Below are 22,870 nucleotides of genomic sequence, written 5' to 3'. Positions count from 1 at the left end.
CCGGGGGACGGAGGCGCCGAGGTGACCGGCGCCTCGTCGGGCCGCGCCATCCGAACGCCCGACCAGCGCCTGCGCGTCTTCGTCAGTTCCACGCTCCGCGAGCTGGAGGGCGAACGGCGAGCCGTGCGCGGGGCCGTCGAGGACCTGCGACTGGCGCCGGTGATGTTCGAGCTCGGCGCGCGGCCGCATCCGCCTCGCGAGCTCTACCGCGCCTACCTCGAGCAGAGCGACGTGTTCGTCGGGATCTACTGGCAGCAGTACGGCTGGGTCGCCCCCGGCGAAGAGGTCTCCGGCCTCGAGGACGAGTACCGCCTGGCCGCGGCCGAGATGCCCAAGCTCATCTACCTGAAGCAGCCCGCCGAGCCCGACGAGCGGCTCTCGGCGCTCCTCGCCCGCATCCGCGACGACGACACCGCCTCGTACAAGTCGTTCTCGACTGCCGAGGAACTGGCCGAGCTCGTCGAGGCCGACCTCGCGACGCTGCTGGCCGAGCGCTTCGACGCCTCCCGGACGGCACCGGCCGGCGCCGCGGGCCGCTCCCCCGCCGACGAGGCCGAGCCCGCACGCCTGCCCGCGCCCTACGCCGAGGCGGTCGGCCGCGACGAGGAGGTCTCGACCCTGCTGAGATGGCTCGGCGAGGACGCGCGTCGGCTCGTCACGCTCGCCGGACCCGGCGGCATCGGGAAGAGCCGGCTCGCCATCGAGGTCGCCCGCCTGGCGCAGGACCGCTTCGACCGGGTGACCTTCGTGCTGCTCGAGCACCTCACCGATCCCGACGATGTGCTGCCCGCCATCGCGCGCGAGCTCGGGGTGCGCGACGGCCGCGACGGCCCGCTCTCGGAACGCATCGGCGTCGCCCGGGCGGGTCGGCGCGACCTCATCGTGCTCGACAACTTCGAGCAGGTCCTCGACGCCGCGCCCATGCTCACCTCGCTGCTGACCGACCTCCCCGACGCGAGCTTCCTCGTGACCAGCCGGGCGCGGCTGCGCATCCGCGGCGAGCAGGTGTTCGACGTCGAGCCGCTCGGACTTCCCGCCGACGCGGGCCCGGCGACGGCGGAGTCGGTCCTCGAGGCGGCGTCCGTGCGCCTGTTCCGAGACCGCGCGCGTGAGGCCGACCCGCGCTTCGAGGTGACGTCCGAGAACGCCGAGGCGGTCGCGGGGATCTGCCGGGCGCTCGAGGGCGTGCCGCTCGCGATCGAGCTGGTCGCGGCCTGCATCCGCGCCCTGACGCCCGCGACGATGCTCGACAAGCTCGATCGCATGCTCCCGATGCTCGTGAACGCGGCGCGCGACGTGCCCGAGCGCCAGCGCACCATGCGCGCGACGATCCAGTGGAGCATCGACCTCCTCGCGCCCGAGCCGGCGGCGCTCCTCGTGCGGCTCGGCGTGTTCGCGGGCGACTTCAGCCTCGACGCGGCCGAGGCGGTGACGGCCGGCAGCCCGTGGGCCGACGACCTCCTCGCGACCCTGCTCGTGCTCGTCGACAGCAGCCTGCTGCGCCAGCACGGCGATGCGGGCGTGCCCCTGTACTCCATGCTCGGCTCGGTGCGCGAGGTCGCGGCGGCACGCTTCGAGCTGGAACCGGATGCCGCGGCCGTACGCCGCGCGCACGCCGAGCACTACGTGCGGCTCGCGGCCCGGATGGAACCGCTCCTGCGCGGTCCGACGCAGCTCGCGACCGTCATCCGGCTGGAGGCGGAGCGGGACAACCTGCGGGCCGGGTACCGACACCTCATCTCGATCGGCGACGTCGACCCCGTCGCCGACGCCGTCTGGCGGCTCCTGCTCTACTGGTGGATCCGCAACCTCCTGCCCGAGGCGAAGTCGTGGATGGAGGACGTCCTGGCCACTGTCGTCCCCCTGTCGGATCGCACGCGTGCCATCGCGATCGCGCTGTCGACCTTCGTCTCGCTGTGGCAGGCCGACACCGAGATCGACACGGCCGAGATGCACCGCAGCGTCGAGCTGTTCCACGCGTGCGGCGACGACTTCAGCGAGGCCTTCGCGCGCACCATCCTGTCGCTGGCGTACATGTCGAGCTCGCCGCCCGACCTCGATCGCGCGGAGGCGATGCAGCGTGCGACGCTCGAGCTGCCCGCGACCTGGGAGGACCCGACCTTCAGCGCCCTGTTCCAGAGCGCGCTCGGGCGCGTGCGGTTCCTCCGCGGCGACTACGCCGGCGCGCTGGAGCTGTTCGACGCCGCGCTCGACGAGACGATCCGCGCCGAGGACCTCTACGGGGAGGGCGTGACGCTGACCCAGGCGGGGTGGGCGCGGCTGGCGCTCGGGGAACCGCGGCCGGACCTGTTCGCCCGCAACCTCGAGCTCGCCATCCTGCTCGGCAGCGAGGACGGGGTCGCCTACGCGCTCGAGGGCCTCGCCGGGACGGCCGCGGCGGTCGGCGACATCGGACGCGCCGGCCTGCTGCTGGGAGCCGCGGAGACGGCGCGGGCCCGCACGGGGCTGTCCGAGCAGCAGTCGTACATCACCTACCAGCGGTTCGTGGCGGAGCTGCTCGCCTCCGACCGGGCCGGGGAGTTCCAGGCGGCGCGCGCACGCGGTCGGCGGATGCCGCGTCCGGCGGCCCTCGACCTCGCGCTCGGTCCCTCCGCCCCGGGCGACGCCACGCCGGACCCGCGTCCCGACCCTCGCCCCGCCGGGTTCCTACCATGACGCCATGACCGCCCCATCGGCCGCGTCGGCCGCCCCCGCATCCACCCGCCGACGGCTCGCCGTCGAGACCGAGGCCCTCGCCGGCGGCGGCATCGTGGCCGCCATCGCCGGCATCATCACCGCGCTGATCACGTTCGGCCAGGTCTGGCCGTTGTGGGGCGGATGGTCCGTCGGCGCGTTCGCCGCGATCAGCATCGGCGTGAGCGGGCTCGGCCTGGCCGCCGCGGGCTACTGGCGGTCGCGCAACCTGCCCGGGCAGGAGTGGCGGCGCGGCCTCCGGGCGTGGAAGGCGATCGTCGACGTGGTGACGGTCTCGGCCGTGCACGCCATCATCGCCGCGATCCTCGCAGTCGTGACGTTCGCGATGCTGCAACGCAGCTTCGAGGGGCTCGTGGTCGACGGCCTCACCGCGACCGGCGCGACCGCGGCATCCGCTGGGCTGTCCGGGTACTGGATCTACCTGTCCGTGTCGTCGATCACGACGAACCGGCTGGCGACGCTCCTGGTGTTCTTCATGGCGTCGGCCACCCTCGCGAGCATGGCGACCGCCCAGGACCCGCAGTGGTGGGAGTACCACTTCAGCCAGCTCGGCACGGCCGACGACTTCTCGAGCAGCCTCTTCAACCTCGCGCTCATCGTCGCGGGCGGCTTCGTGACGACCTTCGCGATCTACGTCCATCGCGACCTGACGACCCTCGTGCGCCAGGGCGTGCTCGCGCACGCGTGGGCGCCGCGATTCATCTCAGTCGTGTTCATCGTGATGGGCGTCATGCTCGCGGGCGTCGGGCTGTTCCCGCTGAACGTGAGCATCGCGCTGCACAACTCGTGCGCGATCGGGATGTCGCTGTCCTTCCTCGCGCTGCTGGTCACCTCGCCATGGACGCTGAAGGGCATGCCGGCCCGCTTCTTCTGGTTCTGCGCGGGCGGCGCGGTGCTCCTGCTCGGCGGCGCGCTGCTGTTCGAGCCGGTCGGGTACTACAACCTGACGGCGTTCGAGCTGCTCGCGTTCGCGACGATCTTCGGGTGGATCTCGGTGTTCATCCGCTTCGTCAACGCGCTGGCCGAGCGCGACGACGTCTCGGACGGCGGCTACTCGGTCTGACCGGCGTCGGCCTCGTCGGGCAGGCGCGGCTCCGTCGCATCCGTCTGCGCGGCGGCGAAGGCCCGGGCCCGGCGCGTGGCGAACTCGATCAGCCCCAGGAGCACGGCGACGCCCAGCACGCTGAGGACCGCCGCGACCGGGTTGCGCTCGGCCGCCTGCAGGATGGCGTTGACCGTGGCCAGCCCGAGCACGCCGTACAGCGTGGCCCACATCGCCCCGCCCACGAGGAGCGCGGGGATGTACTTCGCGAGCGGCATCCGCAGCACGCCGGCGGCGAGGTTCACCGCGGTCTGGAAGCCGACGGTGAGGAAGGACAGTGCGACGACCGGCGAGCCGAAGCGCTCGATGACGGCCTCCGCACGGGCGAGCTGCGGCGCCATCCGGCCCCGGCGCTCGAGCAGGCGCTTGACGCCGGCGCGCGAACCGCGGCCGAGCGCATAGGTTCCGCCGGCGCGCAGCAGCACGATCACGAACAGCACCGCGATCGCGGCCGGGAGCGGCCAGCCCTCGAAGATCTCCACCAGGCGCGAGTCTAGCCGCGGATCAGAACGGCCAGACGAGAGGCACGTAGAGCACGGCCACCACGAGGAACAGCACGAGCAGCGGCAACCCGAGCTTCCAGTAGTCCCCGAACCGGTAGCCCCCCGGCTCGAGCACCATGGTGTTCGCCGGGGTCGCGACCGGCGTCAGGAACGACGCAGCGCCCGAGACCGACAGCGCCATCATGAACGGCAGCACCGAGACGCCGAGGTCGCCCGCGACCACGACCGCGATCGGCGCGACGATGAGCACGGTCGCGGTGTTCGAGATCAGCTGGCCGAGCACCATGGTGAGCACGCAGATCGCGAGCAGCGCCACGTGCGGCGACGCATCGCCGACCACGTCGAGCAGGCCCGAGGCGATGAGCTCGGCCGCGCCCGTCTGCACGAACGCGGTCGAGAGCGGGATCATCCCGGCCACGAGCACCACCGTGGTCCAGGACACGCTGCGGTACGCGCGCGTGGGCGTGACCACGCGCATGAGCACCAGGGCGGATGCCGCGAGCAGCCCCGCGATCGCGGGCGGCACGATGCCCGTGGCGAGCAACACGACCATCACGGCGAGCACTGCGATGGCACGCTTCGCTCCGACACCGAGGGGCACCGACCGGCGGACGTCGGACGGGCGATCGACCACGAGCACGTCGTCGCCCTCGGTGTTGCGCTCGAGCAACTCCCACGGGCCGGAGAGCAGCAGGGTGTCGCCCGCGCGGAGGGTCGCGTCGGCGCCGCGGAGCTCCTCCCCGCCGCGATGCACCGCGAGCACGACCAGGTCGCCGCTCGGCGTCGCCATCCCGGGGAAGAGGTGCTGCCCGATGAGCTCCGAGCGCGGCGCGACGACCACCTCGGCCACCCCGCGTCGCACGCCGATGAGCTCGGTGCCCTCGGGCACCGCGTACTGCTCGCGCAGCGTGCGGGCGCGGGTCGCGAGGTCCTGCGGGAGCATCGTCGGAGCGCGTTCCGGGAGCAGCCGGCGCCCGAACACCGCGATGACGAGGATGGTGCCGATCAGCAGCGGCACGCCCACGAGGCCGAACTCGAAGAACCCGAAGGGGCGCGCGCCGGCATCGGCTGCGGCCTCGCTCACGATGATGTTGACGGGCGTGCCGGTGAGGGCGAGGAGGGATCCGGCATGCGCCGAGAAGGCCAGCGGCATGAGCATCTGCGACGGCGGGATCCCGGCGCGCGCGGCGACGACGACCACGACGGGCAGGAGCGCCGCGACCGCGCCGTTCACGCTGATCAGCGCGGTGACGGCGGCCACGAGCACGCACACGACCACCAACAGCGGCGTGCGCCGGGTGCCCGCGCGCCCGATGAGCTGCTGCCCGGCCCACGCGGTCACGCCGGTCGCATCGAGCGCCTCGCCGACCACGAAGAGCGTCGCGATGAACAGGACCGTGGGGTCGCCGAAGCCGGCGAGCGCCTGCCCGAGATCGAGCACGCCGGTCGCCCACAACGCGACCGACACCCCGATCGCCACGACCCCGAGCGGAACCCGATTCGACAGGAAGGCGACCACTGCGAGCGCGAGGATGACGAGCGTGGTCGCCACGGGGTCCATTGCCACAGGGTAGCCCCGCGGCATCCGTACGCCACGCCCCCCGTTCGGTGCTCTATCGCCGGGCCGCCCGGCGGGATACTGTCGGATCGATGCCCGGCTCCCCGCGCCGGGCCGGTTCCCGGGGGTGCACATGAGTTCCAGCCCGCAGTCGGCCGGTACGACGCAGCAGCCGGATGCCGCGGCCCCGGCCTCGTGGCTCCCGCTCATCGTCGTCGTGCTCACCCAGATCCAGGCGTCGTTCGCGGTGAACGCGCTGACCGTGTCGATGGCGGGCATCACGACCGACCTCGACACCGCCGCGTCGTCGGTCGGCATCGCGATCACGGCCGGGACGTTCTCGATGGCGGCGTTCATCCTGCTCGGGGCGAAGATCGGGGCGCGGTTCGGCACGCGGCTGGTCTTCCAGGTCGCCGTGGCGATCCACGCGGCCGCGATGGCGGGCGTCGCGCTCGCGCCCACGCCCGCGGTGCTGTTCATCGCGCAGGCCTCGTCGGGTGCGGTGATCGCGCTCATCGCGCCCGCGCTCACCGTCTTCATCGCGACGAACTACCACGGCGCGCAGCAGGCGCGCGCGATCGGGCTGCTCGCCGCGGCGATCCCCGCCGCCGGCGTGCTCGCACTCCTCATCGCCGGCCAGTTCGCGACGACGATCGGATGGCGCTGGTCGTTCTGGCTCATGGTCGCGCTCGGCGTCGTGAACCTGCTGCTCAGCTTCCGGCTGCAGCGCGTGCCGGCCCAGCCGGGCCTCACGATCGACTGGACGGGCGCCCTGCTCGCTGCGGCGTCGATCATCCTGCTGAGCTTCGGGTTCTCGGGCCTGAACAGCTGGGGTATCTGGAACGCGACCGCGCAGGCGCCGTTCGAGGTGCTCGGCATCTCGCCCGCGCCGATCCTCATCGTGCTCGGCCTCGTCGTCGGCCAGGTGTTCTTCCTCTGGCTGCGGCGGCGCGGGGCGGCGGGCGAGCCCCGGATCTTCGACCTGCGCGTGCTCGCGACCGGCGCCGAGCGGGCGGTCACCGCGTGCATGGCGACGATGCTGTTCGTCGGCACGGCCGCGAACTTCCTGATCCCGCTGTACATGCAGGTCGTGCAGGGACTCTCGGGCATCGAGACGTCGTTCTCGATCATCCCCTATACGCTGTCGATCTTCCTGTCGTCGACCTTCATCGCGATGCTCTACGGGCGCTTCACGCCGCGTGTGCTCGGCGCCGCGGGGTTCGTGGTGGTCGCCGCCGCGCTGACGCTGCTCGCCTTCACGGTGCGCGGCGACTGGGGGCAGGCGTTCGTCGTGATCGGCCTGATCCTGCTCGGTCTCGGACAGGGCTCCATCGTCGCGCTCGTGTTCAACACGCTGCTCTCGGCGGCGCCCAAGCAGCTCGCGGGCGACGTCGGCGCGTGGCGCGGGCTCGTCCACAACCTGTCGGGTTCGGTCGGCATCGCCGTCGCCACGGCGTTCGCGGTCGGCATCCTCGCCTCATCGCTCGCGACGGCCGCAGTCGAGCACCCCGAGATCGGCGACCAGCTCATCAGCGAGGTCAACTTCGACGACGCGGACTTCCTCACCAACGCGCAGTTGGAGGAGGTGCTCGCGGGTACCTCGGCCAGCGACGCGGAGGTCGCCGCGGCGATCGAGATCAACGAGGAGGCCCGGCTGCGGGCGCTGCAGATCTCGCTGCTCGGCCTGGCGCTGCTGTCGCTGCTCGCGATCGTGCCCGCGCTCCGCATGCCGAACTACCGCCAGGGCGAGCTGCCCGCGAAGCTCGAACCCGACGACGACGACCCGATCGACGAGGTCGTCGATCCCGACCGCCTGGAGGCACAGCCGTGACCCGCAGCCCGAACACGCTCATCCCCGACGAGTTCTCGCCGGCGCCCTCGCTGGCCGCCCTCGACGCGGTCGAGGTCGTCGCCGTCGACGAGTTCGGCGGCGGTTCCGGCGGCGCCGGGCTCGATGCGATCGGCGTGATCGTGCACGACGAGGGCGCGCTGCCCGAGGGGATCGGGCTCGACCGCGACGCGCTCGCGCGCGCGGGCTTCGAGTCGAAGGCGGGGCAGACCCTGCTGATCCCCCAGGCGGGGAATGCGCTCATCATCGTCGTGGGCGGCGGTCCGGCCGACGAGGTCACGGATGCCGCACTCCGCGACGCCGCCGCCGCGTTCGTCCGCGCGGTGCCGAAGGCCGCGCGCGTCGGCCTCCGGGTGCCGGGGCTCGGATCGGTCGATGCCGACGCGGTCGGACGGGTCCTCACCGAGGGCGTGCTGCTCGGGCGCTACCGGTACGACGCCCTGAAGTCCGAGCCGCGCGAGGCCCGGCTCGCCCGGGTCGAGTTCCGCATCGACGGCGCCGACCTCGCCGCGGCATCCGCCGGCATCGCGACCGGCCTCGTGACGGCGCGCGCCACGGCGATCGCCCGCGACCTGGCGAACACGCCCCCGAGCCACCTCACCGCCACCGACATGGCCGAGGTCGCCGAGATGCTCGGCGGGCGGTTCGGCTTCCACGTCGAGTCGTTCGACCGGCAGCAGCTCATCGAGCTCGGCTGCGGCGGCCTGCTCGGCGTCAACGCCGGCAGCGCCGAGGAACCGCGCATGATCGTGCTGCGCTACACGCCCGACGGCGAGCCGACCGGGCACCTGGGCGTCGTCGGCAAGGGCATCATGTACGACTCGGGCGGCATCAGCCTGAAGCCGAGCGACCCCATGCACCTGCTCATGAAAATGGACATGGGCGGCGCGGCGGCGGTGCTCGGCGCGTTCACGGCGCTCCGCGACCTCGGCACGACGGCGCGGGTGTCGGGCTGGCTCATGTGCACCGACAACATGCCGTCGGGCTCGGCGTACAAGCTCGGCGACGTGCTCACCGCGCGCGGCGGGAAGACCGTGGAGGTCAAGAACACCGACGCCGAGGGCCGCCTCGTCATGATGGACGGCCTCGTGCTCGCGACCGAGGAGGGCGTCGATGCGATCATCGACATCGCCACGCTCACCGGCGCCGCCCTTCGGGCCCTCGGCTCGCGCACGTCGGTGCTGCTCGGCACGAGCCAGCCCCTCGTCGACCGGGTGCGCGACGCCTCGCTCGCGGTCGACGAGCCCGCGTGGCAGTTCCCGCTCGAGCGGAAGTACCGCAGGCAGCTCGACTCCGACGTCGCCGACATCTCCAACCTGGGCGGTGCGGACGCCGGCGCGACGACCGCGGCGCTCTTCCTCGCGGAGTTCGTCGGCGACACCCCGTGGGCCCACCTCGACATCGCGGGCACCATGCAGTCCGACGGCGACGACGCGTGGCGCTCGAAGGGGGCGACGGGCTACGGCGCCCGCCTGCTCGCCGAGGTGGCGCGGGGGTTCACGCCCGTCTCGTGAGCGCAGCCGCCGGTCGAGGTCGCGTCGGATCCGTCGGTCACGGCTCGAGGCTGCGGGCGTGCGCCTCCATCGCGTCGGTCATGCGCCTGAGGTAGCGCAGGATGACCTGGCGCTCGGCGTTGTCGAACTCGTGGAAGACCGACCGCGAGAGGTCGCCGAGCGGCGAGAAGAACTGCACGGCGACCGCGCGGGCCTGCGGGCTGTAGTGCAGCGTGACCGAACGCCGGTCGGCCTCGGCGCGCCGGCGCTCGAGGTGCCCGGCCTGCTCGAGCTTGTCGATGAGCGCGGTCGTGGCGGCGGGCCGCAACCGGACCGCGCGGCCGAGCGCTCCGGCGGTCAGGGGTTCGCCGCGCTGCTCGGCCTGCATGACCGCCACGAGCGCCTCGAGCTCGCGCTCGGAGAGCTGCTCTGAGCGCGCGAAGGCGTCGGCGATCCGGCGGTTCTGGGTCGCGAGGCGCTGGTGCAGGGCGGTCAGCTCGTCGTAGCCGACCGCTCGCTGGGCGTTCGCTTCGGGCATACCCTCCATCTTGGCAACTCGCCTCCCGATGTGGTTCACTGCTGCCGTCAGTTTATTTCGAAAGGCGAAACGTATGAAACGCGAACGGTGGGCCGGCCTGGTCGTCATCAGCGTGGCCGTCGCGCTGATCATCGTCGACAGCACGATCGTGAACGTCGCGATCCCCGCCATCGTCGACGACCTCGGCATCACGTCGACCCAGGTGCAGTGGGTCCAGGAGAGCTACACGCTCGTCTTCGCAGCGTTCCTCCTGCTCTTCGGCGCGCTCGCCGACCGGTACGGGCGCCGTGCGGTCCTCCTGACGGGCGTCGTGGTGTTCGCCGCATCGAGCGTCGTCGCCGCGTTCGCCGACTCGGGCACCGCGCTCATCGCCGCGCGACTCGTGCAGGGCCTCGGCGGCGCAGCCATCCTGCCCACGACGCTGTCGCTCATCAATGCGACCTTCCGCGGACGCGAGCGCGGCATCGCCTTCGCGATCTGGGGCTCCACCATCGGCGGCATGGCCGCCGTGGGCCCGCTGCTCGGCGGATGGCTGACCACCGAGTTCTCGTGGCGCTGGGCGTTCGGCATCAACGTGCCGCTCGGCATCCTCATCGTGATCGGCGTCCTCGTCTTCGTCGCCGAGTCGCGCGCCGAGCGGCCGCAGCCCATCGACTGGGCCGGCGCGCTCATCTCGGTGATCGCCTCGGGCTCGATCGTGTTCGCGCTCATCGAGGGCCGCACCTACGGATGGTGGTTCACCGAGGAGGCGCCGTCGATCGGCGACTGGACCTGGCCGTACGAGATCTCCCCCATCCCCTTCGCCTTCGCGATCGGCATCGCGTTCGTGGCCCTCTTCGTCGTCCGCGCGATCACGCGCACCCGGGCCGGCAGGCCCGTGCTGCTCTCGCCCGACCTGTTCGGCATCCGCTCCTTCCGCAACGGCAACATCGCCGCCGCGATCGTGTCGCTCGGCGAGTTCGGCATCATCCTCGCCCTGCCGCTGTGGCTGCAGAACGCGCTCGGCTACACCGCGCTGCAGACGGGCTGGGTGCTCGTCGCGCTCGCGGGCGGCTCCTTCGTCGCGAGCGGCTTCGCGAGCGCGACCATCGCGCGGTTCGCGCCCGTGACCATCGTGCGCGCGGGCCTCGTCGCCGAGATCGTCGGCCTCGTCATCACCGGCCTCGTCATCTCGGTCGACACGCCATGGTGGGCGATCGTCATCGGGCTGTTCGTCTACGGCTTCGGCGTCGGGCTCGCGACCGCCCAGCTGACCAACGTCGTGCTGCGCGAGGTGCCCGTGGCACGCTCGGGCGAGGCATCCGGAACGCAGAGCACCTCCCGCCAGCTCGGCTCGGCGCTCGGCATCGCGATCCTCGGCACCCTGCTGTTCTCCACGCTCGAGGCCGACCTGCGCACGCAGCTCGGCGATGCGCCCGGCGCCGACCAGGTCGTCTCGGCCGTGGTCGACTCCGCCGGCGCCGCCATCCCGGCCATCGAGCAGCAGAGCCCCGAGGCCGCCGACGCCGCGCGCGAGTCGCTCAGCACCGCGACCGCGTACTCCGCCTATGCGGCCGCGGGCTTCCTGGGCCTCGGCCTGCTCGCGACGCTCGGCCTCGGCTCGGGCCGGCGCGAGGAGGATGCCGCGCCTGCCGCCGCGCCCGAGGCGCCGATCGCGAGCGAGGGCGAGCGCCGGGACTAGACCCCGGCGACTCCGAGCGACGAACCGCTGCGGCCGGGCGGCGCCGACGGGGTCGGGCTCCCCGACGGCGCCGCGCTCATGGGACGCGCTCCGTGGCCGCGTCCGCGGGCTCGCGGAGGGAACGGAAGAGCCGCACGAGGTACACGATCCCGCCGGCCAGGACGACCACGATGCCCGCGCGCCACAGCCACAGCAGCGACACGAGCGGCTGGTCCAGCACGGGATTGCCGACGGTTCCCGCCTCCGTCTCCGGCCCGGACACCATGGCGAGTCCGAGCGTGATCGCCCCGAGGGCCACGGTGGCGACGAGCGAGATCCAGAGCAGCTTCGGCGGTGCGACCCGCGAGAGCGCCCACACCGCCCCGATGAGCGCGATGCCGACGAGCAAGGCGATGCCGCCCTCGAGCGGGTCGATCAGGCCGAGCACGACCGCGGGCAGCGAGACGAAGGCCAGGACGATGGCGATGATGCGACGAGTTCGCACGGGCGGCTCCTCTCCGAGCGATCACCGCCAGCATCCCGCCGTCAGCCGCCCTGCGGCGGGACCATCGGCCCGCGAGGGCTCAGGCGACGGCGTCGCCGGCTCGGTCGTCCTCGGGGCGCTCGGCCACGGGTCGGTCGCCCTCGGCCCGCGCCCGGCCGTCGCCGTGCCCGCGCAGCGCCGCCTCGATCGCCGACACGATCGCCGGGTCGTCGGGTTCGACGTTCGGGCGGAAGCGCAGCACGTCGCCGTCCGGGAGCACGAGGAACTTCTCGAAGTTCCACACGACCGGTCCGGCCAGTCCGGCGCCGTCGCGGGCCCGCTTCAGTTCGGTGTACAGAGGCGCCGCCTTCCGGCCGTTGACGCGCACCCTGTCGAGGATCGGGAACGTGATGCCCCACGTGGTCGAGCAGTACTCGCTGATCGCCTCGTTCGTCGAGAGCTCCTGGAGGAACTGGTTGCTCGGGAAGCCGAGCACGGTGAAGCCACGGTCGCCGTACGTGCGCTGGAGCTCCTCGAGCTTCGCGTACTGCGGGCTGAGGCCGCAGCGCGAGGCGACGTTCACGACCAGTCGCACCTGCCCGGCCCAGTCGCCGAGCGTGCGGGTCTCACCGGTCATGGTCTGGAACGGGATCTCCTCGAGCGTCGTCACGCCGTCCACGGTATTCGCGGAGACTGGAAATGCGCTCGGGATGCCACGGCGGAACCCCCGGCCAGCTCCGTGGTCACGTGCGCGGGTCCGGATCGTCGAGTCGCCTTCACCGAATCACCCCATTCGAGGGTCACGACCCCGGTCCGGTCGGAGTAGGCCTGTGAGCGCAAGAGGTCGCGCCGATGGTCGGGCATCGGCATCGTGCTTGGGGGAGCACCATGCGAGGTATTCGCGCACTCATCGCGCCGGTCGCCGTCGTGGTCCTGGCCGCACCGATCTTCGCCGTCACCTGGGCGGCACCGGCGTTCGCAGCACCGGACGTCCAGGTCGCGGTGACCATCCAGCGGATCAAGCTCCTGGGCGGCGACGACGGCTGCGGGGATCCGGACTGGTACGTGAAGCTGAACATCGCCGGTCAGGCCTACAACAACGAGGACACGCCGTCGCAGGACGACCTGGAGGGGAATGCGGAGATCACCCCGGACTGGGAGTTCTCGCGGACCGTCGATGCCGCGACGCTCTCACCCGCCGGGCAGATCCCGATCAGCGTCGAGGTCTGGGAGGAGGACGGCGGATTCTGCTTCGACGACGACCTGTTCGACGCCTCGCAATCCGCCGGCGCGGCCGTTGCCGGGTTCGCGACCATCGCCCCGTGCGAGGCGCAGCTCGACGGCCAGACCATCGCATGCGGTGCGAGCGGGGTGTTCTCGGGCACCGATTCCGACCGCGTTGCGCTGACGATGAAGGTCGAGGTGCAACCGCCCCCGAGCGCGCCGGGCCTGCGCATCCGCTGCACGCACACCCCGGCCTGGCCCCAGGCCGGCGACACCGTCACGATCACGGCGGAAGCGCTCGATGGAGCGCTCGCGCCGATGTTCGCCGACGACCTCGAGATCTGGGTGCAGCAGGACACGACGGATGTCGCAACCCGCACACGCGTCGTCGACACCTCGAGCGTGACGACCGCGACGACCACCTTCGTGGCGACGGGCGACGCCTCGGACGACAACCGCTTCGGCTACGGGTGCGGTCTCACGAAGACCGGCACGGAGATCTTCAGCGGGTGGCGGCTCGCCACCGAGGGCGATCCGGGCACCGTGGACTTCCCGGTCGTCTACACGGGTCCGAGTTCGAGCCGACTCGACATCATGTTCATCGCCGACAGCGACACCTACCCGTTCTCCGGCTCGGCACCCGAGAACGCCGCCTTCATCGCGGACGTCGCCTCGGTGATCGCGACCTCGTACTACGGCTTCGATCCGTTCCTCGAGAACCAGGACGGCTTCAACTTCTGGATCGTGCTGAACCAGGCGAAGGCCGACGACGCGAACGACGGCGACTGCGACCACACCCTGCCCGCGCGATGGGACGAGAGCTTCGGCTGGGTGGATTCCGGGGCGATCCTGCATCGCAAGTCGCAACGCGATTGCGCCTTGCGCGGCGCTCGGATCTTCTCGAGCACCCTCGACACGACCTATCGCGGCGACGCGTTCCAGGTCGTGACCCACGAGACCGGGCACCAGCCCTTCGGCCTCGCCGACGAGTACTGCGACCAGCGCCCGGGCTCGATGAGCTCCACCTGCGACGGCGGATACTTCCAGCAGGACGTCGCGCCGAACGTGTACGAGGAGCCGGAGGACTGCGCCGACGACATCGGGGCCTTCACCGACGGGCGGACCGCGGCATCCTGCCAGGAGTTCGAGGAGGACGGCTTCTGGTTCTTCGACACCGACTGGACCATCTCCGATCCCGTGTCGAACGACATCATGGTCGACAACGCGGCAGCTCAGGGCGCCGATCTCCGCAGGTTCGACTACATCTTCGGCCAGTGCCGAGCGGCCGCGTGCTGAGGAGGCGATGACGATGCGACCCATCACGATCACCCTGACCGGCCTCGCTGCGGGATCCCTGGTGCTGGCGGCGGTGGCTATCCCGTACGCCGCGCAGTCCGACCCGGCTGACGATCCCGCCACCGCGCCGCTGCCGACCTTCGTCGACGGGGCGTCCGATCCGGCGAAGTCGGTCGTGGTCCGCGCCGACTTCGCGTCGCGCACGGAGGCGACGGTGGCGGATGCCGCCGTCTCGATCGAGCGCGCGCATTCCCACGTCGGCGATCCCCCGATCATGCATCTCGTCCTCGAGGACGGCGACGGCGGCGTCATCGACACCCTGAACGCGTGGAGTCCGCTGTGGGTGTTCACCTTCGGCGACACCGAGCGGCTCGAGGTTCAGGAAAGCGGATCGGGCAGTTTCATCGTGCCGTTCAGCCCGGAGCTCGCCGGCATGCGAGTCGTGGACGTGGCACTCGACGAGGAGGTCCTCGACGTCGACCTGACCGGGCCCATCCGCGACTTCTGCGTCGCGAATCCCGACGACCCGGACTGCCTCGAAGCCGACCTCGCAGTGACCGCGGTCTCGGCATCCGGGCCGCTTTTCACGGTCGTCGGCGACACCGCAGCCGTGTCGGTCTCGAGCACGGTCGAGAACCTCGGTCCGGATGGGCCGGTGGACGCCGAGGCGACCCGGTCGGTGACCGCGGATCCGGGACTCAGCGTGGTGCCCTCGGACCCGACGGTGACGGATGTCGCCGGGCTCGCCGTGGGGTCGCCGCGCGACCTGGATGCGGACTACGAGATCGAGTGCACCGAGCCCGGAACGCACGACGTGACGTTCCGCACCGAGATCGCGCCGGAACTCGCGACCGTCGTCGACGCCGAGGCCGCGAACGACGCGCTCGAGGAGACCTTCTCGGTCGACTGCGCCATCCCGGTGAAGATCGACGTGCAGCCGGGGTCGACCCGGAACCCCGTGAGGCTCAACGGTGGCGACCTGCCGGTCGGCGTGCTCACGACGGGTGCGGGAGAGTACGGACTGCCGTACGCGTTCGATGCGACGAAGATCGTCGTATCGACGGTGCAGTTCGGCTCCGAGACCGCGCTCCTGTCGGGAATCGGCGTGGGCGAGTCGCACGGTCGGCTCCACCCGACGGATGTCGTGGAGCCGAAGAAGGGCGACGGCGATCTTGACGCGATGCTCCACTTCGCGCCGAGGCGCGATTCGCTGCTGCCGACCGACGCCGAGGCCTGCGTGTTCGGCCGGTTCGCGGACGGCTCGGGCGGCACCGTCGCGTTCCTCGGCTGCGACGTCGTCGACGTACGGTGATCGGACTCGACGCCCGGACGGAACCGGTCAGCGGTTCTCGGGCAGGTCGCCTTCCACCGCGAGGACCCGCCGAACGACATCGGTCAGCGTGACGATGCCGAGGACCTCGGAGCCCGCTCGATCGCTTCGAGAAGCCGCTCCACGTTGGCGGGGTTGCGTGCGTGCACACCGATGACTCAACAGGACCCAGAAGTCAGGTGCGATCGATGCTCATCGCTCGACGAAGTGGCCTGGGCCTGGGCGGCCATCGAGGCCTTCGCGCAGGGGCACGCCGCGTTGCGCGTCCGGAGGCGGCCGCCGGCCCGACGGCGCGTTCAGCGGGCGACGCGGGCCAGGAACACCGCCTCAGTGCGGCTCGACGCGCCGAGCTTGCGGAGGATCGCGGAGACGTGCACGCTCGCGGTCTTGCCGCTGATGTAGAGCCGCTCGCCGATCTGGCGGTTGCTGAGGCCCTCCGCGATGAGCTCGAGCACCTGGCGCTCGCGCGCCGTGAGCTCGGAGACCGCGTCGGCGGGGTCGTCGGCGCCCGCGACGCCCGCGGTGCCGCGCGAGACGTCGCCCGACGTGGCGCCCTCGAGCCCGATGCCGGCCTGCATCGCCACGCGCGCGGCGCGGGTCTGCACCGCGGTCACCCCGCCGGCGACCGCCCCGGCGAAGGCGGACTGCAGCGCGTCGCGCGCGCCCGCGCGATCGCCGTCGGCGAGGAGCGCCTCGCCCAGTCGCAGCTGCGCGTACGGGAGCAGGAACCCGGGCGCCGTGTCGGCGGAGGCCGCGTCGACGGCCGCGCGCCACGCGGCATCCGTGCCCTGCAACTCGGCCTCGACGAACGCCGCCCAGAGCAGGTGCGTGGGCCAGAACGCGAGCCGATCGAGCACATCGCGCAGTTCGGGCTCGGCCGCGATGATCTCGGCTGCTTCGGCCTCGGACACCCGTGCCGGATCGGCCCGCACCGCGGCGATGACCCGCGAGAGCGCCCACAGCAGCGGCTCGGCGTACCCGGCGAGCGGGAGCCGCTCTTCATGGAGGACCGCGCGCCCGTCGCGCCAGGCCTGAGCGACGTCGCCCGTCGCGAGGGCGATCTCGACCGCGACCCGACTCACGCCGAGCCGGGTCTGCATCTCGACGGCCATGATCGGCGTCATGGTCGAGCGATACCCCCGGAGCAGCTCGGCCGCGCGCTCGGCGTCGCCGCGCCAGACGAGGGCCCACAGCTTCGCGCGCTGCAGGTAGACGCGGAAGGGCGCCGGGGGGTCGAGGGCGAGCCCGCGCTCGATGAGCGCATCGGCCCGCTCCCACTGGCCGAGCGCGAGGAGGGGGTCGACCGCGTTCGACGCGAGGATGACTCCCGAGCTGCGTTCGACGCCCTGCTTCCGGGCGCGCTCGAGGCCCTCCTCGGCGAGGCGCACGGCCTCGTGGTAGTCGCCGACGAGGTTGCGGAGGTCGGAGGCGTTGACCCAGTAGCGCAGCAGCGCGGACCCCTCGCCCTGGGCCAGCTCGCGCGAGCGCTCGATGTCGACGAGCGCGCGCTCGACCTCGCCGCGCGCCGCGCGGCTGACCGCCGAGATGTTCATGGCGACCGACGCGTACCGCGGGAAGTCGATGCGCTGGGCGAGCTCGAACGCCTCGTCGGCGATGCGGACGGCCTCGTCGAGGCGCGCCTCGATCATGAGCCGGCCGGCGAGGGCGGTGAGCACGGTGACGCGGAGGTCGTCGGCGTCGTCGTCGGCGGCGATCGCCTCGAGCGCCTCCTCGAGGATCGGGATCGACCCGCCCCGGCCGACACCGGCGAGGTACAGGGCCTTGTCACGCAGCAGCCGAGGGTACTGCTCGTCGTCGCGCGGGCATTCGGCGAGCGCGGCCTTGACCATCGCGAGACTGCGTTCGCCCTCGCCGGCGTGCCGGAGATGGGAGGCCGTGCGCGACATGAGCTCGATCTTGCTCATCCCGGAGATGCGCTCGGCGTCGGGCACGCTCTCCCACAGCTCGAGCGCACGTTCGCCGAGCTGCGCAGCCGACGCGTACGCGACCGCCGCGCGCGCCTCGCGCATGGCCTGGATGGTCGCGGGGAACGCGCGGATCGGATCGTGCGCGCCGAGCCAGTGGTAGGAGATCTCGGCGGCGAGACGACGCCGGCCGGCCGCGGCCTGCGCCTCGTACGCCTCGGCGTACCGCGCATGGAACCGGGCCCGCTCGCCGGGGAGCAGGTCGGCGAGGATCGCCTCGCGCACGAGCGCGTGCCGGAACGCGTAGTCGTCGCCGTCGACCTCGATCACGCCGAAGCGCACGCTCTCGCGCGCGGCGGCGTCGAGCGCCGCCTCGTCGCCCCGGTACACGGCGGAGAGCAGCGCGTGCGAGACGCGCACCCCGCCCGTGGAGAGCAGCCGCAGCAGTTCTTGCGCGGGCTCGGGCAGGCGCTCGTACCGCGCGAGCAGCAGGTCGCGCAGCGTGTCGGGCACGAAGCCCTCGTCGCGGCATCCGTCGATGCCCACGAGCTCCTCGACGAAGAACGGCACCCCGTCGCTGCGGACGAAGACGGTGTCGAGCACCTGGTCGTTCGGCGACTCGTCGACGATGAGCGAGCGGACGAGATCGCGCACCTGGTCGTGCGAGAGACGCGACAGCTCGCGGCGCTCGACCCAGCGGTCGCGCTCGGCCTCGCTGAGGAAGCCCCGCAGCGGGTGCCCGCGGGTGACATCGTCGGTGCGGTACGTGAGGAGCAGCAGCACCCGGCTCGACCCCAGCGATCGCAGCAGGAAGCGCAGGAGGGCGAGCGTGGCCGCATCGACCCAGTGCAGGTCCTCCATGACGAGCACGATCGGCTCCTCGCGGGAGAGGGTCTCGAGCAGCACGGCGATCGCCTCGTGCAGCTGGCCGCTGCCGGCGCCGCCCGGGGTGATCACGATCTCGCCCGCGACGCCGCCCTCGGATGCCGCGAGCTCGGGCAGCAGCGCGACGAGCGCCGCCCGCCCGGGGCCGACGGCCTCGAGCGCCCGCTCGGCGCCGACCTGCGCGACGAGCGCGCGCAGCGCCCCCTTGACGGGTGCGTACGGCGCCGCGACCTCGCCGAGGTCGACGCACTGGCCGAGCACGAATCGGACGTCGGGGCCGAGACCGGCGGCGAACTCGCGGACCAGCCGGCTCTTGCCGATGCCCGCCTCGCCGCCGATCACCGCGGTCGCGGGCGCGCCGGCGCGCACGCCGTCGAGCAGGCCGTCGAGCCAGGCGGATTCGGTGTCGCGGCCGATCATGGTGGGGCTCGTCGAGGAGCTGGTCACCGGAACATCGTCCCACGGACGGACGACACCGGCGCCGGACGATTCCGTCCGGCGCCGGTCGTCGACGCGTTCGGCGCTCACCGCGCGAACTGGGGCGCGTGGCCGAGTCCGCGACGGCGGCGCGCCACACGCGTGGTGCTCGAGCCGGCGGCCGCGAGGCGCTCCTCCTCGAGCCGGGCGCGCTCGGCGGCGGCACGGCGGACCGCCAGCTCGTGCTCGGCGCGCTGCACGTCGGCGTCGAGCATCCGCAGGGCGATGAAGCCGGCTGAGTGCTGCATGGTGTCCTCCTGGTCCGGGGCGATGATCCGACGATGCTCCCTAAGGCACCGCGCGCTCATCGGGCGATGTGCGTATTCCTCGTCGCCCGAGGCGGCGAGGGGACCTGAGGCGGCCGGGGCGGGATGCGGAGGTCCGGGTCGGTCCGGCCTCAGCGGGCGAGGGTCGGCGTGCGGCGGTAGCCGTCGCGACGGAACTGGATCACCGCGGCGGCGGTGGCCCACACCGAGATGAGGCCGAGCACGAGCATGGTGGCGAACATCGCGCACCTCCTTTCCTTGTCTGGTCGTCGTGCGGTCTGGTCGATGTGGCGAGCGGGCTCGCCGGCGCACCCGCGGCGGATCGGGAGATCATCGTGTCCGCCGGTCCGCGGCGCGCGGACGTTCCGCCGCGGCGCGGATGTTCCGCGGCACGCGGACGTGCAGGGCGGGTTCGGGGGCGCGGGTGCGCGAGGTTCGGTCGCTCGAGGACCTCAGGCGACGCGCGTCGGGGTCCGGCGGAAGCCGTCCTGACGCAGCTCGACGAGCGTCGCGGCGATCGCCCATCCGGCGATCAGGCCGATCACGAGCATGGTGGCGAACATCACGCACCTCCTTTCATCATCCGAGGATGTCGGAGCGCGGCGATCGCGTCGTCAGCGCGATCACCGAATCCGGGACGGGCGTGCCCTCAGGGGTCAGCCCTGAGGGCACGGGCGTGCCCCAGCGGCGTTCGAGCGGGACGACGCCGGCCCAGTTCGTGTGGTCCTCGCCGTCGTCGGGCTCCTCGGACGGTCCGCCGGAGCGCTGCTTCATGACCACGTCGTCGAGTGCGAGGCGCAGCACGCGCGTGGCGGCGACCTCCTTGCGGCGCATGCCGCGGACCTCGGCGGTGCGGCCGGGCATGAGCCGTTCCGAGAGCGCGAGCAGCGCGTCATCCGTCTCGTCGGCCGGCACCGGCTCGAGGACGCCCTGGATGGTGGCGCTGCGGTAGTTCATCGAGCTGTCGAAGAGCGACCGCGCGTAGACCAGTCCGTCGAGGGCGGTCACCGAGAAGGCGACCGGCAGCCGAGCGGATGCCGCGCGCAGGGCGAATCCGCCGCCCGTCGAGCCGTGCACCACCACGTGGCCGTCCACGCGCGCGTACCCCATCGGCACGACGACCGGGACGCCGTCGACCGCCACCGCGAGGTGGCCGACGAGCTCGGAGTCGAGCAGCTCGTGCAGCGCGAAGCGGTCGGTGGTCTGCCGGTCGGGCAGGCGGCGGATGCGACGGGCGGGGGCGGCGGGCATGGTCGAGGTCATGCTGACAGCCTGTCTCGCCCGCTGGTAGGGTGAGAAGACCAGTTCTCGCGCATCCCAGCAGTCCAGTGCGTCGGATGTCGCGACCGACCCGGGAGGTCGACGTGGACGGTCCCCTGCTCGTCATCGACCGCGACGGCGCGCGCCCGCTCGGCGCGCAGCTCGTCGAGGGGCTGCGACGCGGCATCCTCGACGGGCGTCTCAGGTCGGGCGATCCCGTGCCCTCGACGCGTGCGCTCGCGACCGAGCTCGGCGTCGCGCGCAGCTCGGTGGTCGCCGCCTACGAGCAGCTCGCCGGCGAGGGGTACCTCGACATGCGCCAGGGCGCGCCGACGCGCGTCGCACCGCTCGCGCGGGTCGAGGAGCGGGCGCGGTCCGCGTCCCCTCCGGGGGTCGAGGAGCCGGCGCGACCCGCGTCCCCTCCGCGGGTCGAGGATCCGGCGCGGCCCGCGTCCCGAGACCGGGAACGCCGCCGCGAACCGCTCGACCTGCAGCCCGGGCGCCCGTCGACCACGCGGCTCGACGAGCGCGCATGGCGCGCGGCGTGGCGTCATGCGGCCCGCCTCGCGGTCCCGGGCGACACCGAGCCCGACTTCGGCGCACCGAGGCTGCGTGCCGAGATCGCCGACCACCTGCGGCACGCGCGGGGGGTGGCCTGCTCGCCCGACGACGTGGTCGTCACTGCGGGCACCAGCGACGCGGTCGCGCTGCTCGCCTCCGCACTGCGGGTCCTCGTCGACGGCACGCCGCGGGTCGCGGTCGAGCACCCGGGGTACCCGTCGGCGCGGCGCGTACTCGAGCGGCGGGGCGCGCTGCACGCCGTGCCGGTCCCCGTGGACGACGACGGCTTCGATCTCGCGGCCCTCCGAGGCATCCGCCCCGCCCCGCACGCGGTCATGGTGACGCCGAGCCACCAGTACCCCCTCGGCGGGCGGCTTCCCGTCGCGACCCGCCTCGCGCTGCTCGACTGGGCCGAGGCCGCGGGCGCGCTCGTGGTCGAGGACGACTACGACAGCGAGTTCCGGCACGTCGGCGCGCCGCTGCCCGCCCTCGCGTCGCTCGATCGGAGCGGTCGCGCGGTGCTGGTGGGCAGCTTCTCGAAGGTGCTCACGCCGTGGTTGCGACTCGGCTACCTCGTGCTGCCCGACAACGCGGGCCTGAGGGCGGCCGTCGCCGAGGTCCGCGAGGACGAGACGTGCCCGGTGCCCGGCATCGCGCAGGAGGCGGCCGCCGAGCTGCTCGCGACCGGGGCCGTGCGACGGCATATCGCGGCCGCGCGCCGCGACTACGCGCACCGTCGACGGCTCGTGATCGACGTGCTCGACGGGATCGACGGCGCGCCGCTCAGCGGGCTCGATGGCGGACTCCACGCCGTCGTCGGCCTGCCCTCGCACGCGGCGGCCGCCCGGGTCGTCGCCCGACTCGGCGACGCCGGGGTGCTCGTGTCGCCGCTCGCCGACTACTCGGTCGTTCCGGGGGAGGGTCCGGCCGGACTCGTGCTCGGCTACGCCTCGGCGCCCGACGCTCGCCTGGCCGACGCGCTCGCGCGCGTGCGCGCGGCGATCGAGGACGAACTGGGCTCGCCGGCCTGAGCTCCCGGCCGGCCGGCATCGCCGGCTCGCATGCCGGCCCACGACGGTCTCCGAGCCGGTCATCTCCAAGCGGGCCTCATATGAGGCTGCGTTGACCTGAGCCGCGCGGACTCCATCCCGGTGCGCTCGGAGGCCGCCTCTGTACCTCGCCGCGCCGCGCCGGTAGCCTGAGCGCGTCGCGGTCCCGAACACCGCGGCATGGGGGCGGGATGCGTCATCGGCGACCCGGAACACCTGCGACCCTGCTCGCAGCCGGACTCCTCACGTTCTGCGGCGTGCTCACGTTGCTGGCCGGATGCGCGCCGCCCGAGGTGGTCGAGGCGGCGCCCGTCACCGTGACGGCGACCGTGACCGCCACCGCGACGGTGACCGTGACGCCCGAGCCGCCGCCCGCGGCCGACCCGGGGGCGGCGCCCGCGCCCGACCCGGTGCCGAACGACCCGGCGCCCGTGTACGAGTGGGGTCCCGCCGTCGACGACGGGCCGCGCACAGGCGCGACCGGCACGCCCGAGCTCGACGGGTCCGGCGAGCCCGAGCGGTACGTGATCGTGGCCGGCGACAGCTTCTTCGACGTCGCGCAGCGCTTCAACCTGCCGCAGCAGCAGCTGCTGCGCATGAACCCGCAGATCCATGACTTCGGCGAGACGGTCTACATCGGGCAGCAGGTGAACCTCGACTGGCAGAAGGTCGGCGTGGGATGAACGAGCTCGGCG

Annotated in this window: 16 protein-coding genes and 1 pseudogene; 9 read left to right on the top strand and 8 right to left on the bottom strand. The window is 72.8% G+C overall.

The window, feature by feature from the left end:
- Positions 1-21: 21 nt before the first annotated feature.
- Entirely contained in the window at positions 22-2,676 is a 2,655-nt protein-coding gene (locus tag JOD46_RS02435; protein WP_204391397.1) for an ATP-binding protein, read from the top strand.
- 4 nt (positions 2,677-2,680) lie between these two features.
- Complete coding sequence (locus JOD46_RS02430; protein ID WP_204391396.1) at positions 2,681-3,778, top strand: DUF998 domain-containing protein; 1,098 nt, start codon at positions 2,681-2,683, stop codon at positions 3,776-3,778.
- Here the strand turns inward: JOD46_RS02430 and JOD46_RS02425 are convergent.
- Together JOD46_RS02425 and JOD46_RS02420 are read right to left on the bottom strand one after the other, a co-directional pair.
- Complete coding sequence (locus tag JOD46_RS02425) at positions 3,766-4,299, bottom strand: DedA family protein (RefSeq protein WP_204391395.1); 534 nt, start codon at positions 4,297-4,299, stop codon at positions 3,766-3,768. The two genes, JOD46_RS02430 and JOD46_RS02425, sit on opposite strands and share 13 nt — an antisense overlap.
- A 22-nt stretch (positions 4,300-4,321) precedes the next feature.
- A complete protein-coding gene (locus JOD46_RS02420; RefSeq protein WP_204391394.1) occupies positions 4,322-5,881 on the bottom strand; it encodes an SLC13 family permease in 1,560 nt (519 codons plus the stop codon).
- 130 nt (positions 5,882-6,011) lie between these two features.
- Here JOD46_RS02420 and JOD46_RS02415 point away from each other — a divergent pair, with 130 nt between their 5' ends.
- Complete coding sequence (locus tag JOD46_RS02415) at positions 6,012-7,709, top strand: MFS transporter (RefSeq protein WP_204391392.1); 1,698 nt, start codon at positions 6,012-6,014, stop codon at positions 7,707-7,709.
- Positions 7,706-9,241 (top strand): leucyl aminopeptidase, encoded by a 1,536-nt coding sequence (locus JOD46_RS02410; protein ID WP_204391390.1) that lies wholly within the window; start codon positions 7,706-7,708, stop codon positions 9,239-9,241. Before JOD46_RS02415 ends, JOD46_RS02410 begins: the two co-directional genes overlap by 4 nt.
- 37 nt (positions 9,242-9,278) lie before the next feature.
- Here JOD46_RS02410 and JOD46_RS02405 read toward each other — a convergent pair whose 3' ends face one another.
- Complete coding sequence (locus tag JOD46_RS02405) at positions 9,279-9,758, bottom strand: MarR family winged helix-turn-helix transcriptional regulator (protein WP_204391388.1); 480 nt, start codon at positions 9,756-9,758, stop codon at positions 9,279-9,281.
- A 73-nt stretch (positions 9,759-9,831) separates the two neighbouring features.
- Here JOD46_RS02405 and JOD46_RS02400 point away from each other — a divergent pair, with 73 nt between their 5' ends.
- On the top strand, positions 9,832-11,439 hold the full coding sequence (locus JOD46_RS02400; RefSeq protein WP_204391386.1) for an MFS transporter: 1,608 nt from the start codon (positions 9,832-9,834) through the stop codon (positions 11,437-11,439).
- Between the two features lie 76 nt (positions 11,440-11,515).
- On the opposite strand, the gene JOD46_RS02395 is transcribed toward JOD46_RS02400, so the two are convergent.
- Complete coding sequence (locus JOD46_RS02395) at positions 11,516-11,923, bottom strand: hypothetical protein (RefSeq protein ID WP_204391384.1); 408 nt, start codon at positions 11,921-11,923, stop codon at positions 11,516-11,518.
- A gap of 172 nt (positions 11,924-12,095) precedes the next feature.
- Positions 12,096-12,539: pseudogene (locus tag JOD46_RS02390) on the bottom strand (glutathione peroxidase); the annotation flags it as partial.
- Between the two features lie 251 nt (positions 12,540-12,790).
- Here JOD46_RS02390 and JOD46_RS02385 point away from each other — a divergent pair.
- On the top strand, positions 12,791-14,422 hold the full coding sequence (locus JOD46_RS02385) for a metallopeptidase domain-containing protein (protein WP_204391383.1): 1,632 nt from the start codon (positions 12,791-12,793) through the stop codon (positions 14,420-14,422).
- Positions 14,423-14,429: 7 nt separating this feature from the next.
- Positions 14,430-15,734, top strand: coding sequence for a hypothetical protein (locus tag JOD46_RS02380; RefSeq protein ID WP_204391382.1), 1,305 nt, complete (start codon positions 14,430-14,432; stop codon positions 15,732-15,734).
- Between the two features lie 314 nt (positions 15,735-16,048).
- Here JOD46_RS02380 and JOD46_RS02375 read toward each other — a convergent pair whose 3' ends face one another.
- The 3 genes from JOD46_RS02375 to JOD46_RS02365 form a co-directional block, all read right to left on the bottom strand.
- On the bottom strand, positions 16,049-19,009 hold the full coding sequence (locus JOD46_RS02375; protein WP_204391381.1) for a helix-turn-helix transcriptional regulator: 2,961 nt from the start codon (positions 19,007-19,009) through the stop codon (positions 16,049-16,051).
- A 77-nt stretch (positions 19,010-19,086) separates the two neighbouring features.
- Positions 19,087-19,287, bottom strand: a complete 201-nt coding sequence (locus JOD46_RS02370; RefSeq protein WP_204391380.1) for a hypothetical protein — start codon at positions 19,285-19,287, stop codon at positions 19,087-19,089.
- Between the two features lie 597 nt (positions 19,288-19,884).
- Complete coding sequence (locus tag JOD46_RS02365; RefSeq protein ID WP_204391379.1) at positions 19,885-20,568, bottom strand: pyridoxamine 5'-phosphate oxidase family protein; 684 nt, start codon at positions 20,566-20,568, stop codon at positions 19,885-19,887.
- Positions 20,569-20,642: 74 nt separating this feature from the next.
- Between JOD46_RS02365 and pdxR the strand changes: the two genes are divergently transcribed.
- Positions 20,643-22,157: a MocR-like pyridoxine biosynthesis transcription factor PdxR gene (gene pdxR, locus JOD46_RS02360; RefSeq protein WP_204391378.1), complete on the top strand. Its 1,515-nt coding sequence runs from the start codon at positions 20,643-20,645 to the stop codon at positions 22,155-22,157.
- Positions 22,158-22,432: 275 nt separating this feature from the next.
- Positions 22,433-22,858, top strand: a complete 426-nt coding sequence (locus JOD46_RS02355; protein WP_204391376.1) for a LysM peptidoglycan-binding domain-containing protein — start codon at positions 22,433-22,435, stop codon at positions 22,856-22,858.
- The last annotated feature ends 12 nt before the right edge of the window (positions 22,859-22,870 follow it).

It is taken from the genome of Agromyces aurantiacus, assembly GCF_016907355.1.
GTDB lineage: Bacteria > Actinomycetota > Actinomycetes > Actinomycetales > Microbacteriaceae > Agromyces > Agromyces aurantiacus.
Note: the sequence above shows the minus strand (reverse complement) of the source record. Positions and strands in the feature narration are given on the sequence as shown.

Coding starts and splice junctions, on each gene's coding strand:
- JOD46_RS02380 (WP_204391382.1), top strand. CDS start 14,430: ATGACGATGCGACCCATCACGATCACCCTGACCGGCCTCGCTGCGGGA.
- pdxR (WP_204391378.1), top strand. CDS start 20,643: ATGTCGCGACCGACCCGGGAGGTCGACGTGGACGGTCCCCTGCTCGTC.
- JOD46_RS02415 (WP_204391392.1), top strand. CDS start 6,012: ATGAGTTCCAGCCCGCAGTCGGCCGGTACGACGCAGCAGCCGGATGCC.
- JOD46_RS02400 (WP_204391386.1), top strand. CDS start 9,832: ATGAAACGCGAACGGTGGGCCGGCCTGGTCGTCATCAGCGTGGCCGTC.
- JOD46_RS02385 (WP_204391383.1), top strand. CDS start 12,791: ATGCGAGGTATTCGCGCACTCATCGCGCCGGTCGCCGTCGTGGTCCTG.
- JOD46_RS02405 (WP_204391388.1), bottom strand. CDS start 9,758: ATGCCCGAAGCGAACGCCCAGCGAGCGGTCGGCTACGACGAGCTGACC.
- JOD46_RS02370 (WP_204391380.1), bottom strand. CDS start 19,287: ATGCAGCACTCAGCCGGCTTCATCGCCCTGCGGATGCTCGACGCCGAC.
- JOD46_RS02420 (WP_204391394.1), bottom strand. CDS start 5,881: ATGGACCCCGTGGCGACCACGCTCGTCATCCTCGCGCTCGCAGTGGTC.
- JOD46_RS02430 (WP_204391396.1), top strand. CDS start 2,681: ATGACCGCCCCATCGGCCGCGTCGGCCGCCCCCGCATCCACCCGCCGA.
- JOD46_RS02365 (WP_204391379.1), bottom strand. CDS start 20,568: ATGACCTCGACCATGCCCGCCGCCCCCGCCCGTCGCATCCGCCGCCTG.